This is a genomic window from Citrobacter sp. RHBSTW-00887 (assembly GCF_013728095.1).
GTDB classification, from domain to species: Bacteria; Pseudomonadota; Gammaproteobacteria; order Enterobacterales; family Enterobacteriaceae; genus Citrobacter; species Citrobacter braakii.
In genome coordinates this window covers 1,699,692-1,713,893 of record NZ_CP056267.1, presented here as the reverse complement: position 1 = coordinate 1,713,893, position 14,202 = coordinate 1,699,692, and the positions used below count along the sequence as shown (strand labels likewise).

Sequence of the window (14,202 nt, the reverse complement as noted above, 5' to 3'; positions counted from 1 at the left end):
TCGCGTTCATCCAGCCTGCAACCAGATCGTCGCAGGCTGGAGAGCGCTCTTTCAGTGAAGCTTAAAACGTCAGTTCCGCCTCCAGCAACGCGAGAATACTGTCGGCATTTTCTGTGGCAAACAACGACTGGCGGAACGGCTTGTTCACTAGCTTACGCGCCAACTGCGAGAAGACCTTCACGTGGTTAATGCCTTCATCAGCCCCCAGCGTCAGCATGATAACCAGTTCCACTTCGCCCATCTCTGACTGCCAGTCAACGGGATGAGCAAGCCGGGCAATACTGATACTGGAATGGCGGATCCACTGGGACTTAGTGTGCGGAATAGCCACACCAAAACCGACAGCAGTGGTGACTATCTCTTCGCGCTGCCAGATATCTTCCTCCAGTTCAAACGGATGTTCAGTTCGCCCATTAACACCCAGATTGCCGCACAGAAACTGAATCACCTGCTCTTTGTTACTCAGAGATTCACCAACAAAGATGTTCTCCCGCGCCAGTAGCGGACGCACGTCTTTCTGCGGTGCAAACTGGTTTAGCAGATCTTCTATCTCTTGAGCGCTACGGCACTCACAGGCCCGTATGGCGAGTTCACGGCATGCCTGGCCCTCCAGTTGACGAAGCTGACTTTTCACCGCCGGAATACGTGGACTGCTCATGCTCAGCTCGTCGAGTCCTAAGCCCAGTAGCAGCGGTAAATAGCGTCCTTCGCCCCCCAGTTCGCCGCAAATGCCCACCCATTTACCGCGTTCGTGCGCCACGCGGACAATCTGCTGCAACATTCGCAGGAACGACGGCGTAATCGGGTTGTACAACGGCGAAACGCGCGGGTTATTACGATCGACGGCGTACAGGTACTGGGTCATGTCGTTTGAACCAATACTGAAGAAATCCACCTCATCGCAGAAATGGTCGATGATGTAACACACCGACGGCACTTCAACCATAATCCCCAATGAAATTGTCGGAGCATGGCGTAAACCGTCGGCTTTCAGTGCCACCAGCGCTTTTTGCAGTTCGCTTTTTACCCACAAAATCTGGTCAAGGCTGTGCACCATTGGGATCATCAGTTGCGCATTGCCGAAGGTTGCCGCACGTAAGATGGCGCGCAGCTGCGTGCGAAACAGTCCGGCAAACTGCGGATAAATTCGCACCGCGCGGTAGCCCAGGAACGGATTCTCTTCCTGCGGAATATTGAGGTAACGGATATTTTTATCCCCCCCAATATCCATGGTGCGAAAGATAACCGGCTTGTCGCCCGCGGCCAATAAGACCTGCTGGTAGGCTTCAAACTGTTCCTGCTCGTCGGGAGCGCTGTCGCGGTCCATAAACAGCATTTCAGTACGAAACAGCCCAATCCCTTCCGCGCCATTGGCAAACGCCCCCGGCGCTTCCAGCGCGGTACCGATATTCGCTGCAACGTCAATACGCTGATTATCTTTGGTCAGCGCGGGCTGGGCGGCATCCAGCGCCTGCCGCCGCTGGCATTCATCGGCCAGCTTCTGCGCAATCGCGTAATAACCGCGAACCGCATCGTCTGGATTGATGGCCAGTACCCCACAGCGGGCATCCAGTACCGCATGCTGGCCTGCATAGCGGCTAATGGCCTCCAGCGGCAAGCCGCTAAGCACCGGAATAGCCGACGCGCGAGCAAGGATCAGGGTGTGCGATGTGCGCCCTGTTTTCTCCAGGATCATGCCTGACAGATGCTGCAAATTGAGGCTTAAAAACTGGCTGGGCGTCAAATCCTCAGCGACCAGAATCGTCGGCTTATTCAGCACCAGCGCATTGCGCGGACGTCTTTCAGGCCAGGTGATGTGCAGCAGTTGTTCGCTGATATCACGGATATCGCTAACGCGCTCGCGCAGGTAATCGCTACCGGAGGCCGACAGCTTGTCGCACACCTGCTCCATATTGGCGATAATCGCCGCCCCTAACCCCAGATGCTGCTCCAGCATTAAGCGACGAATATTCCCGGCAAACTCGTCGTCCTGAATCAGAGACAGATGGGCGCTGAGGATGGTTTTACTCTCACCCTCACGCTCGCGCAGTTGCTGATTGAGCTGTTCGGCAAGCGTCGCCAGACTATGCTCCAGCCGGGTATTGTCTTCCGCACTCGGCGCAATCGCGCGATAGCTTTCCAGATTATCGCTCTGCCAAAGCGTGAGCGAACCCGCCCCTACGCCCCCTGCAAGCACGGTGCCATAAAGAAGGTCTGGGTTGAGGCGAATCAGCGAACGCGGCAACGGATGCGCCGCCAGTTCCGCCGGCGTCGGCTGAACGCTGTCGCTGTCAATAAACCGGTGCAGGAGGTACTCCTCTAGCGCTCGCCGGGCCTGTTCTTCATCGCGACCGGTGATGGTTAAGCTACAACTGTCATTAAACAGCGTCCCGGTGCCAATCAGCGCCAGCGAGCTTTTCGCATCAGCCCTGGCGTTCTGGCGATGGTTAAGAAATATCACCTCACTTTGCCACCGGCTGCACTGCTCTTTCAGCTCCCACGCCGGACGCGCATGCAGGCCATTGGGTAGCGGGCAAAGAAATTGAATCGTTAGCATAACAACTCCTGATTAGCGCGAAATCAGCACCTGAAATCCGTCAGATGAACCACGGTTTCGCACGTAAGATGTGAAAGAAGAGCCGACAACAACTGCTGCGTCTGGATGATGTCACGGCAGTCGGCAATCGACGCCGCGCAGTGTCCATGCCGCGTAGCTGGCCCCATGACAACCGTGGGGATCCCCGTACCGCTTACGTGCACCGCCCCGCCGTCAGTGCCGCCGTTACTGAACATGTCAAGCTGCAGGGTAATGCCCGCATCGGTGGCCACGCTTTCAACCCACGCCGTCAGCTTTGGCGAGGCAATCAGCGATTTATCGCTTAACACCAGCATCGGGCCATTACCAATCTGCCGATGGTTGGCCGCACCATGATCAAAGTTTTTGGCCCCGCAGGCGGTATCCAGCACGATCGCCACATCCGGGCCGACCGCGCGTGCTGCCGTTTGTCCTCCGCGCAGTCCCACTTCTTCACTGGAACTGGCCACCAGCCAGACCTCGCATGGGAGAATGGCGTTATGCCATTCGCGCAGCAGCGCCACCAGCAAATAACATCCAAGTCGATCATCAAAGGCTTTGCCCATGACTCGCTGGTGCGGCAAAACCTGAAACGTCGTGTCAAAGGTGACGCGATCGCCAGGGCGTACGCCGGCCTGAAGTACCTCGTCATAAGACCGCGCGCCAATGTCCACCTGCAGCGCACTGACGTCATTACCGCTGCGCACTCCGTCGAGCAGACCGGGAATTTTGCTCTCTTCACGGGTGGTGATCCGCACTGGCTGCAATTGCCTGGCCGCCATACGCACATTTCCCACCGGCAATACATCGATCGCTCCTTCGCCGGAAATACTGCGCACGATAAATCCCACTTCATCCATATGCGCGCAGATCATTACCTTCGGACCGGTTGATTCATTCAGACGGATCAGCACCGATCCCAGGCCGTCAAAGCGCACCTCTTTATGCAGACGATCCGCCTCTTCAAGCAGGATCTGCCGCACTTCCTGTTCTGAAGAGGCGATCGCGTCCGCCTCGCTCAGCGCCTTCAGTAGCGATAAGTCCATTACGCTTCTCCCGTGTGTAACAATGTCTTCGCCATGGTGTAGAGCACCTCGCCGCCGTCTGGCGTAACCAGCACCACATCCTCAATACGCACGCCTCCCTGCCCCGGCAGATAAATACCTGGCTCAACGGTGAGCAGCATGCCAGCCGCCAGAGGAGTCGCGTCGGTGGGGGAAAAACGGGGATTTTCATGCACCTCAATGCCAATAGCGTGTCCGGTATTGTGACCAAACTCATCGCCATAGCCCGCCTGCGTAATGACCCGCCTGGCTGCGGCATCAACCTCATGGCAACGCCGACCTGGTCGAATTGCTGCCACCGCCGCACGCTGCGCCGCCAGGACAATCTGATACACGGAAAACAGCGGGCTTTCTTCCGCTGGCTGGTTTGCGTCTGGGATGCGAAAGGTTCTCGTCATATCCGAACAATAGCCCTGATACTGCGCGCCAAAATCCAGCGTGATGAACTCACCCGCCTCGACACGCTTGTCGCTGGCTTTACCGTGCGGCAGCGCGCCGCGCCAGCCGCTGGCGACAATGGTGTCAAAAGAGGGTTTGTCTGCACCGAGCGTGCGCATGTACCACTCCAGTTCAGCGGCGATTTCGCGCTCACTGAGGCCAGGTTGAATAAAGCGGCGAATATGTTCAGCACTAAGGTCAGCTATCCGGCAGGCTTCGCGAATGCAGGCTATCTCCTGCGCCGTTTTTACCTGCCGGAGCACATCCGGCACGGCACTCACTAGTCGGGCACGCAGTTTGCCCGACCATCCATTTACCGTATTCCAGCTTACCTGCTCACCTTCAAATCCCACCGTCTGCAGCTTTTCGTCAGCAATAATGTGATTCACCCGTGAATACAGCGTCTGCGCGCCATCAAGTAGATGGATCTGATAGCCCTGAGTACGCGTAGCGACATCGGTGTAGTAACGGGCGTCGACCAGGATATGCGCGCTTTGATGGCTGATAAACACAAACCCTGAACCGCTGGAGATCCCCATATGCGGCTGTTTATTCTGCCGCGATGACAGCAGCATCGCATCGAGATGTTGCGCCGTTAGCCAGTCACGCAGCGAGGCAAGTAAGCTCATGGTCACAATCCTTCTAATCAGAGGCTTTCAATCAGCAATTTGCCTTTGCGGTACATCATGTTGCGCAGGAACACCACCATCAGCGCCGTAATCACCGCACCTAACAGGATCCCCGCCATATAGACGCCGAGGTTAGTGACCAGCGGCCATGCCCAGATAGCCGATTCCGGGAACCACTGCACCGCCCCCAGCCAGACGGCAGCCGTCGATCCGACAATAGCGCCAACCATATAGGATGGAATTGCCGTGATGGGGCTTTCCAGCGCAAACGGGATTGCCCCTTCGCTGATGCCCATAAATGCGAGGAACATTGCCGTTTTCCCTTGAGGGTAGAGCTGTGCGCTGAACAGGCGTTTGCCGGTTAAGCGCCGATCGAGAAGCGTAGCCAACCCGAGGCCAATTGGAGGAATCACGATGGCAATGGAGCGTGCGGTTACCGGCAGAACGTGATCGGTAGTAAAGCTAAAGGCGACAAATCCTGCGGCTTTATTAATCGGACCGCCGAGGTCAATCGCCGTTGCCGCAGAAATCCCCATCGCGTACATCAGCGTGCCTTTCTCTCCAGCCGCCGTCAGCAGAGAACGAATTCCGCCGTTGATCCACCCGCCAAACGGCGTTATCACGTAATACATCGCCAACATGACGAAGATCGCGGAAAGAATGGGCAGTAAAAAGGTGGTTTTGAATGCCAGCAGGAAATCAGGCAACTGGATTTTTTGGTTCATCCACTTCACCAGATACCCGGCGACAATCGAGATAATCAGCGCGCCAATAAAGGTTGACGGGACGGGGGCACTGGTTGCCCATTGCAGCGTCGCTGGGTCAAAATTCAGTATCTGCGTGGGCTGAGTGGACATCAGTCCACCAATGAACCCCGCCGGAAACGCCAGCTTACCGCCGATAGAGTTGGCGACAAACGCGGCAAACATCGGAATAGCAAAACCAAACAGCACGCCGCCAAAAGATTGCGACAGCCAGGCAAACTTCAGTAATGAGAGATTAAAACCGCTGAATTTTCCGCTGTTCAGCGCATCCATGATGCCGGTGTCAGCAGGAATATCGAGCCAGCTATAGGCGATCAGTTGCGAGAAGGCGAGAATTACCCCGCCCATAATTAACGTCGGTACCATGCGCGAAATACCCGACATCACATGCTGCGGAAGTTCGCCCCAGAAGCTATTGCGGGAGGCCGGTGGATTTTTTATTGCCGCTGCCGCACCAGATGCGCCAGGCACAACGGTTGCACTGCGTTTTTTAATGGCCATACGTAATTCCCTGTCGATGATTATTGTTGTTCAGCGGCAACCATCTCTTCGATCTCTTTGATGATGCCGGCTGCATTTTTTATCGCGTCCTGTAACGTAATTTCGTAGACGTCACGCGACTCAAAACGCTCGTTATCTTCCGGAGTAACGGCAACAGAATGGATGATCAACGTTGCCTCTGCGATATCCTGCGCCGTCAGGCGATTTTGAATTCCGTCCGCACCCTGGGTTTCAATTTTCACTTCATAACCCGCTTCAACCGCGGCTTCTTCCAGCGCCTGAGCCGCCATAAAGGTATGGGCCAGCCCCATTGGGCACGCGCAAACGGCAATCAGTTTTTTGCTCATAATCATTTCCTCGTAATAGTTAACGAGTGAAATTATGGTCCGGGGAAAGTAACGACCGTTATCAGACAAATAATGCTTTTACTGGACAAATAATCCCGCCATTCGGAAATGTGACGAAGGTCGGAAAGGCGGGCGGCAGGCATAAAAAAACCGCGTAATAAACGCGGTTTTGCGGGATATATGTAAACCGGATAAGCGCTGTGCACCGTCCGGCGTTGGTCTTACAAAATATGGCCCAGCGTCTGGCGCAGATGCGCACCGGAACCAAGCAGGCCCGGGTTATCATGCACGATCAGATATACCGGAATATCCTGTACGTAGGCTTTAAAACGCCCCTTATCTTCAAAACCACCACGGAAACCCGAAGCTTTAAAGAAGTCGAGGAAGCGCGGTACGATGCCGCCAGCGATGTACACACCGCCAAACGTGCCCAGCGTTAACGCCAGATCGCCGCCAAAACGCCCCATGATGACGCAGAACAGCGACAGCGCGCGACGACAGTCGATACAGGAATCAGCCAGCGCACGCCCGGTGATATCCTTCGGCTGCAGATTTTCCGGCAGGCGCCCGTCTGATTTGACGATGGCGCGATACAGATTAACCAGCCCCGGACCTGACAGTACGCGCTCTGCGGAAACGTGACCAATTTCCGCACGCAGGACCTCAAGGATAATCCCTTCTTCTTCGCTGTTAGGCGCAAAATCCACGTGACCGCCTTCACCAGGCAAGCTCACCCAGCGTTTATCTACATGCACCAAATGCGCCACGCCGAGTCCGGTACCTGCGCCATAGACAGCAATCGGTTTGCCTTCAACAGGTTCCGCACCGCCAAACTGGATCAAATGCTCTTTCTTCAGCATCGGGATCGCCATCGACACGGCGGTGAAATCATTGATGATTTCCAGATGGCTGAAGCCCAGATTTTTTTTCATCTCAGCAATAGAGAATGCCCAGGTATGGTTGGTCATTGCCACCCAGTCACCGGTTATCGGACAGGCAATGGCAATACAACCATCCTCGACGCTGACGCTATGCTCATCCAGGTATACGCGTACTACCGCCTCGAGGCTTGGGTAATCCAGCCCGGAATAGGTTTTTGCCTGCGAAATCTCGCCGCTGGCAATGTCGCACAGAGCAAGACGCGCGTTGGTGCCGCCAACATCACCTACTAAAGCATATTTTGTCATTCTTCCACTGCTCCGCTAAAGTCAGAATAAATCTTTGCCACACTGTAAATTCATGGGGGCATAACAACAACGCCCTGAAGGCTGATGCCCGTGGAAAATCGATCCAGATCACATAATTACTTTATCGTTTCAGCACCATTTGCAGCGATGCGGTTGCGCAGGCTGTGCAAACTATGTCTATGACTCTGTTTTAAGGAATAGAATATGCTTCATCCACGAGCCAGAACGATGCTCTTGCTATCAACTCCTGCGCTAATTATTGGTATTGCCTCCAGCCTGGTGTTGATCGTTGTGATGAAAGTGGCGTCCGTTTTACAGCAATTTTTGTGGGAACGCCTGCCCGTTAGCATCGGTATTGCCCAGGACTCTCCGCTGTGGATTATCGGCATGCTGACGCTCACGGGGATCATGGTCGGGTTAGTTATTCGCTACAGCCAGGGTCACGCAGGACCGGATCCTGCCTGTGAGCCGTTAATTGGAATGCCGGTCCCCACCTCAGCAATTCCGGGCTTGCTGGCAGCGCTCATCCTCGGCCTGGCGGGTGGCGTCAGTTTGGGTCCGGAACACCCGATCATGACCGTGAATATCGCACTGGCTGTGGCGCTCGGCAGCCGTATGTTTCCCCGCATTGCTAAGCTGGACTGGACCATCCTCGCCTCTGCCGGCACCATTGGCGCGCTATTTGGCACCCCCGTTGCCGCCGCGCTGGTCTTTTCACAAACGCTGAATAGCTCGGACAATGTTCCCTTATGGGATCGCCTGTTTGCACCGTTAATGGCCGCCGCCGCGGGCTCGCTGACCACCAGTCTGTTTTTTCACCCCCATTTTTCACTGCCTATCGCGCACTACACGCAGATGCATGTGATCGATATCCTCAGCGGTGCGGTCGTTGCCGCCATCGCCATTGCCGCCGGGATGGTGGCTGTCTGGTGTCTGCCGCGTTTACACCATTTAATACATCGATTGAAACACCCGGTCCTGATTCTTGGGGCTGGCGGCTTAATCCTCGGCATTTTAGGCGTTATCGGCGGACCGCTTACCTTGTTTAAAGGACTGGACGAAATGCAGCAAATGGCATTTAGCCAGACGCTGGGAGCATCGGATTATTTCATGCTCGCCGTGATCAAATTGGCGGCATTAGTGGTTGCAGCTGCGAGTGGTTTTCGCGGCGGGCGAATTTTCCCGGCAGTATTCGTTGGGGTCGCGCTTGGCCTGATGCTGCACGCCCACGTTGAAGCGGTGCCAGCGGCCATTACCGTCTCCTGCGCGATTCTTGGACTGGTGCTGGTCGTCACCCGTGACGCCTGGCTGAGCCTGTTTATGGCAGCAGTGGTGGTGCCAGATTCCACCCTGCTGCCGCTGCTGTGCATCGTCATGCTGCCCGCCTGGCTGCTACTGGCGGGCAAACCGATGATGATCGCCGAGCGTACCGATAAGTAGTTAGCCTCCGTTACGCGTTTCCAGCGCACGGGTCACCGTGCGCAATAGCTCAGGAAGATCGGCTTTCGGTAGTACCACCTCAATGAACGACAATCGTTGCGGATGGGACAAACGGGCCAGCACTTCTTCCAGTTGTACCGCCTGCTCCACACGCCAGCACTCCGCCTGACATTCACGACGAAACGCCTGCGGCACCTGCGTCCAGTTCCAGGCAGCGATATCGTTATAGCGCTGATTTGCCCCATGTATAGCCCGCTCCACGGTATAGCCGTCATTATTTAGCAGCAAAATAACGGGAGATTGCCCGTCTCTGAGCATAGAGCCCAGTTCCTGAATGGTGAGCTGCGCCGCACCATCGCCAATAATCAGGATCACCCGGCGGTCCGGGCAGGCGGTTTGCGCGCCAAATGCAGCCGGGAGCGCGTAGCCGATAGACCCCCACAGCGGCTGAACCAGCACCTCCGCTCCACCGGGTAGCATGAGCGCAGCCGCGCCAAATGCAGCGGTCCCCTGGTCGACGAGGATAATGTCATTGGGCGCCAGATACTGCTGCACCGTATACCAGAAATTTTCCTGCGTCAGAGGTCCCTTCTCAACCTGAATACGTCTAACTGGCGGGCGTTCTGGCGGCAGTGAAAAAGACATCTCCAGACACAGCTCCCGCAAGGTGGTTACCGCCTGCTCCATCGGGACATTAAACCAACGGTTTCCAATCCGTGAGGCATGTGGCTGCACCTCAATCGTGCGCTCCTGTGGTAACTGTTGCGTAAACCCGGCGGTCAGAGTGTCAACAAATTGTGTGCCAACACACACTATCGTGTCGGCATCTTCTATCGCCTGACGTACATAGTCGCTGCTGGCTCCAGCGCTGTAGGTGCCGACAAACGCCGGATGGCGCTCATCGAATAGCCCTTTGCCCATCAACAACGTGGCGTGGGCCATCGGCGTTTCCGCCATCCAGCGTTGCAATACCGGCTGCAGGCCAAAGCGCTGCGCGAGAACGTCTGCCAGAAGCGCTACGCGCGGGCTGTCCAGTAACCGCTCGCGGGCATGGTAGCGAAACGCTTCTGCCACGCTGCTTTCTGGCTCGCTCAGAGGAACAATCAGGATGTCATTCGGCGGCGTGGTGCGCTGTTTTGCCACATCAGCAGGTAACATCAGATAGCCCGGTCTGCGTTCGATGAGCATTGTTCGCAGCACGCGGTCAATTTCATAACAGGCGTTTTGTTCATCCAGCACTGCGCTGGCCGTCGTCACCGCCTGCTGCATACGATAAAAATGCTGAAAATCACCGTCCCCAAGGGTGTGATGCATCAACTCCCCGCGACGTTGAGCACCGCGACAGGGCGCGCCAACAATATGCAAAACAGGAACATATTCCGCATAGCTTCCCGCGATACCGTTAATCGCGCTTAACTCACCTACGCCAAACGTGGTGAGCAGCGCCCCCACCCCGGATACCCGGGCATAGCCATCCGCAGCATAAGCCGCATTCAACTCGTTCGCACACCCGACCCAACGTACGCTGGGATGTTCAATCACGTGATCAAGAAACTGCAAATTATAATCGCCAGGCACACCAAAGAGATGGCCAACACCACAGCCTGCCAGCCTGTCCAGCAGATAATCAGCAACGGAATACGGGGTTTGCATGACAGCTTTCCTTCTGACGGTAACCTCATGTTGAGTATCGAAGAACTGTGATGACTGTCCAGGAAAGTCGCTGTGAAGGGGGTGGAAAGCAAGATGTACAGTTTTCATCCCTAAATTTAATTGCAGCTGGCCTTGTGTAAACGTATACACTCAAATTCACACCTTATCTGACAGGAGGCTACATGGCTTATCAGGCTGCTGAAAATCGTTATCAGACAATGGAGTACCGCCGCTGCGGTCAGAGCGGCCTCAAGCTCCCGATTGTATCACTGGGGTTGTGGCACAATTTTGGTGATACCACGCAGGTCGAGAACAGTCGGGCGCTGTTACAGCGTGCATTCGATCTGGGGATCACCCATTTTGATCTGGCGAATAACTATGGTCCACCGCCGGGTTCAGCGGAGCGAAATTTTGGTCGCATCCTGCAGGAAGATTTTTTACCGTGGCGAGATGAGCTGATCATCTCCACCAAAGCAGGTTACACCATGTGGGAAGGCCCTTACGGGGACTGGGGTTCACGCAAATACCTGATTGCCAGCCTCGATCAAAGCCTGAAGCGTCTGGGGCTGGAGTATGTCGATATCTTCTACCACCATCGCCCCGACCCTGAAACACCGCTCAGAGAAACCATGCGTGCACTGGATCATATCGTCCGTCAGGGCAAAGCGCTGTACGTAGGCCTCTCTAACTATCCGGCTGAACTTGCCAGACAAGCGATTGAAATACTCGACGATTTAGGTACGCCATGCCTTATTCATCAGCCCAAATATTCTATGTTTGAGCGTTGGGTCGAAGAGAGCCTGCTGTCACTTTTACAGGAAAAAGGCGTCGGTAGTATCGCCTTCTCACCGCTGGCTGGCGGGCAGTTAACCGACCGCTATCTGAACGGTATTCCTGCGGATTCTCGCGCCGCAAGCACCAGCCGTTTTCTGAATCCGGACCAGATCACCCCACAAAAACTGGAAAAAGTTCGAGCACTGAACGCACTGGCAGAGCGACGGGGACAAAAGCTGTCTCAGATGGCGCTCGCGTGGGTTCTTCGGGAAGACAAAGTTACGTCTGTGCTGATTGGCGCCAGTAAACCGGCGCAAATTGAAGATGCCGTCGGTATGCTGGCAAACCGTCACTTTACGCCTGAAGAGTGCGCGGAGATTGATGCCATTCTGAGTCGGTTGAAATAAAGACACATTTATTAACAAAAAGTGCTCTCACTTGCGATTTAAGAGTTGTGGCGATGAAACGGGGCTTTACTGCCCCGTAATATTACGTTAACAGGCCGGCTACGGCTCGATCGTGAAGGAGAGAAAACATGTTCAGGTCACTGATTCTGGCGGCAGTCTTAATGGCTTTTACACCGCTGGCCGCGAACGCTGGCGAAATCACCCTGCTGCCATCAATAAAATTGCAAATTGGCGATCGCGATAATTACGGTAACTACTGGGATGGCGGCCGCTGGCGCGACCGGGATTACTGGCACCATAACTATGAGTGGCGCAAAAATCGCTGGTGGCGTCATGACAACGGCTACCATCGTGGCTGGGATAAACGCAAAGCTTATGAACGCGGCTACCGAGAAGGCTGGAATGACCGTGACGACCATCGCGGTCGTGGGCGCGGCGGTCACGGGCATCGTCATTAAGAAAAGGAACCTGTGGTAACAGAGAATTTTTAACAATGGCAAAGGGTTCCGTTCACCGTATGTTCATTATATCTCTGAACCCCTCATTCCCGTAACGGCAAGGGAGGCTCACCGTCTCCCTTGCCACCCAGGCTTCCGGCAGGAAAAATCGTCACTTCGTGATCCATTCGCCTTATGTCGTCTTCCTTCGGATCGCTTCAGTACGCTGACTTTCAGTTCAATCCGTTTCGCTTTAATAAAAAATACCTTTGCAGCTAATCAATCCTTAAGTGACCAGCATTAACCTGCAGGCTGCTTTTTTATGGTCAAATCCTGCGCTTTTTATTTTTCACTATTTGCCCTTGAGCAAAAATCTCCTGAACGTATCTTATCCTCAAGAGAATTCACGTCAGGATTAACTTATGAATGCTAATTTTAAGAATGAAATTCAGACATTCGGTCGATCGCTATTATTACCGATCGCCGTACTGGCGCCTGTGGGGATGGTCATGGGAATTAGCGCTGCGTTAGGGCAGAGCTATATGATTGATAAACTCCCCTTTCTGGGCAATGAAATTTTCAGAGCAATTCTCTCTTCTCTGGGATTAATCAGCAGCGTCGTTTTTAATAATATTCCTTTACTGTTCGCGATGGGTGTCGCCTACGGTATGTCTAAAAAAGAAAAAGGGATTGCTGTATTTGCGTCCGTCGTGGCTTACCTGACTCTGCTTATCGCCATGCATGTGCATCTTAAGCTGGCGGGTACGCTGGCGAAAGAGGATATGGCTTTGGTCGGACAGGGAATGGTATTAGGTATTCAGACGCTAAAAATCGAAGCGCTGGGCGGCATTATTGCCGGGCTGCTGGCAGCTAAAATAACCGACCGTTTTTACCGGCTGCAATTACCTCTCGCTTTCGCCTTTTTCAGCGGTAAAAAATCCGTCGCGATCTTAGCCATTGCTTTTTCCATTCCCGTCGGCTTGATCATTCCTTTTATCTGGGATCTGTTTACCGCAGGTATGCGCGCCATATCAACCATAATGATGGCGCCCAACATTGGTGCAGGTATTTATATGACGCTCAATCGCCTGCTAATCCCGTTTGGCCTGCACCACGTCCTCAGTTCCACCGTGCGTTTCACCGCGGCAGGCGGTACGTACCTGATTGACGGGCAGACCTATGTCGGTATTTTGCCCGCTATCAATAAAATCCTGTTTGAGCTTGGTCCCACCCATCCGGCCTGGAAAGAGTATATGCCGACGCTCACCAGCTATCTTGCCTCATCACAAATGCTCACGACGCTGTTCCGCGTTCCGGCGATTGGTCTGGCGATGTACCATATGGCCTATTTCAAGAATAAGAAATTTGCCAAAGGGATGATCCTGACCGTGGTGCTGACCGCCATGCTGGGGAATATTACCGAACCGCTGGAGTTCTCCTTCCTGTTTATCGCGCCAAAACTCTTTATTGTCTATGCGGTACTCTGTGGCTTATTGACCATTCCACTGCAATTACTGGAAGTCTCCATCGGCTATATTCGCGGCACCATTTTTGATTTTGGTATTTTCGGTTTGATGTATGAACACACCCAATGGATTAATTTAATTATCCTCGGCGTGATTAACTTTGTTGTCTTCTATTTCGTCTTCCGCTTCGCGATCGGTAAATTTGATATTAAGACCCCAGGCCGCGAGAGTGAAATCGCTGACAGCACCTTACTGAACAATAAAGAGTACGACAAAGTCGCCGAACTGGTGATTCAGGGGCTGGGCGGGACAGACAATATCAAGCGCGTTGAAAACTGCGTTTCACGGTTACGTATTGATTTGAAAGATCAGAAAAAAATGGACATGGCCATTCTTAAAGAATCTGGCTCGCTGGGAACCTTTATCCCCTCCAGCAACCATGTTCATGTGGTATTCGGCCCACACGTAGAATTTGTCCGTAACGCGGTAGACGACCGCCTCGTCGGTGCGAAATAAATTC

The 14,202-nt window shown here is 54.2% G+C and carries 11 protein-coding genes; 4 read left to right on the top strand and 7 right to left on the bottom strand.

Translation table 11 applies throughout. From position 1 onward, the window contains the following. Positions 1-61: 61 nt before the first annotated feature. From ptsP to glk, 6 genes are all read right to left on the bottom strand, one after another. Complete coding sequence (gene ptsP, locus HV314_RS08130) at positions 62-2,557, bottom strand: phosphoenolpyruvate--protein phosphotransferase (RefSeq protein ID WP_181547815.1); 2,496 nt, start codon at positions 2,555-2,557, stop codon at positions 62-64. 23 nt (positions 2,558-2,580) lie between these two features. After that, positions 2,581-3,621: an aminopeptidase gene (gene ypdE, locus HV314_RS08125; protein WP_181547813.1), complete on the bottom strand. Its 1,041-nt coding sequence runs from the start codon at positions 3,619-3,621 to the stop codon at positions 2,581-2,583. Beyond that, a complete protein-coding gene (ypdF, locus tag HV314_RS08120) occupies positions 3,621-4,706 on the bottom strand; it encodes an aminopeptidase (RefSeq protein WP_104651190.1) in 1,086 nt (361 codons plus the stop codon). The genes ypdE and ypdF overlap by 1 nt, the downstream gene beginning before the upstream one ends. A 17-nt stretch (positions 4,707-4,723) precedes the next feature. After that, positions 4,724-5,971 (bottom strand): PTS fructose transporter subunit IIC, encoded by a 1,248-nt coding sequence (locus HV314_RS08115; RefSeq protein WP_047416349.1) that lies wholly within the window; start codon positions 5,969-5,971, stop codon positions 4,724-4,726. A gap of 20 nt (positions 5,972-5,991) precedes the next feature. Next, entirely contained in the window at positions 5,992-6,318 is a 327-nt protein-coding gene (locus HV314_RS08110; RefSeq protein ID WP_003028254.1) for a PTS fructose transporter subunit IIB, read from the bottom strand. 221 nt (positions 6,319-6,539) lie between these two features. Continuing rightward, a complete protein-coding gene (gene glk, locus HV314_RS08105) occupies positions 6,540-7,505 on the bottom strand; it encodes a glucokinase (protein ID WP_016153902.1) in 966 nt (321 codons plus the stop codon). 204 nt (positions 7,506-7,709) lie between these two features. On the opposite strand from glk, the gene HV314_RS08100 reads away from it, so the two are divergent. Beyond that, positions 7,710-8,945: an ion channel protein gene (locus tag HV314_RS08100; protein ID WP_047416352.1), complete on the top strand. Its 1,236-nt coding sequence runs from the start codon at positions 7,710-7,712 to the stop codon at positions 8,943-8,945. Here the strand turns inward: HV314_RS08100 and HV314_RS08095 are convergent, their stop codons facing one another. Continuing rightward, positions 8,946-10,598 carry an alpha-keto acid decarboxylase family protein gene (locus HV314_RS08095; RefSeq protein WP_181547812.1) on the bottom strand — a complete coding sequence of 551 codons (1,653 nt, stop codon included), beginning with the start codon at positions 10,596-10,598 and terminating at the stop codon, positions 8,946-8,948. A gap of 182 nt (positions 10,599-10,780) precedes the next feature. On the opposite strand from HV314_RS08095, the gene mgrA reads away from it, so the two are divergent. From mgrA to HV314_RS08080, 3 genes are all read left to right on the top strand, one after another. Further along, a complete protein-coding gene (gene mgrA, locus HV314_RS08090) occupies positions 10,781-11,779 on the top strand; it encodes an L-glyceraldehyde 3-phosphate reductase (protein WP_016153905.1) in 999 nt (332 codons plus the stop codon). Positions 11,780-11,907: 128 nt separating this feature from the next. Then, entirely contained in the window at positions 11,908-12,237 is a 330-nt protein-coding gene (ypeC, locus tag HV314_RS08085) for a DUF2502 domain-containing protein YpeC (RefSeq protein WP_016153906.1), read from the top strand. Positions 12,238-12,638: 401 nt separating this feature from the next. Beyond that, positions 12,639-14,198, top strand: coding sequence for a PTS transporter subunit EIIC (locus tag HV314_RS08080; protein ID WP_019077337.1), 1,560 nt, complete (start codon positions 12,639-12,641; stop codon positions 14,196-14,198). The last annotated feature ends 4 nt before the right edge of the window (positions 14,199-14,202 follow it).

Bases quoted from the DNA above. Each gene is read 5' to 3' on its own strand.
- ypeC (WP_016153906.1), top strand. From the start codon at position 11,908: ATGTTCAGGTCACTGATTCTGGCGGCAGTCTTAATGGCTTTTACACCG.
- mgrA (WP_016153905.1), top strand. From the start codon at position 10,781: ATGGCTTATCAGGCTGCTGAAAATCGTTATCAGACAATGGAGTACCGC.
- glk (WP_016153902.1), bottom strand. From the start codon at position 7,505: ATGACAAAATATGCTTTAGTAGGTGATGTTGGCGGCACCAACGCGCGT.
- ypdE (WP_181547813.1), bottom strand. From the start codon at position 3,621: ATGGACTTATCGCTACTGAAGGCGCTGAGCGAGGCGGACGCGATCGCC.
- ypdF (WP_104651190.1), bottom strand. From the start codon at position 4,706: ATGAGCTTACTTGCCTCGCTGCGTGACTGGCTAACGGCGCAACATCTC.
- HV314_RS08095 (WP_181547812.1), bottom strand. From the start codon at position 10,598: ATGCAAACCCCGTATTCCGTTGCTGATTATCTGCTGGACAGGCTGGCA.
- HV314_RS08100 (WP_047416352.1), top strand. From the start codon at position 7,710: ATGCTTCATCCACGAGCCAGAACGATGCTCTTGCTATCAACTCCTGCG.
- HV314_RS08115 (WP_047416349.1), bottom strand. From the start codon at position 5,971: ATGGCCATTAAAAAACGCAGTGCAACCGTTGTGCCTGGCGCATCTGGT.
- HV314_RS08080 (WP_019077337.1), top strand. From the start codon at position 12,639: ATGAATGCTAATTTTAAGAATGAAATTCAGACATTCGGTCGATCGCTA.
- ptsP (WP_181547815.1), bottom strand. From the start codon at position 2,557: ATGCTAACGATTCAATTTCTTTGCCCGCTACCCAATGGCCTGCATGCG.
- HV314_RS08110 (WP_003028254.1), bottom strand. From the start codon at position 6,318: ATGAGCAAAAAACTGATTGCCGTTTGCGCGTGCCCAATGGGGCTGGCC.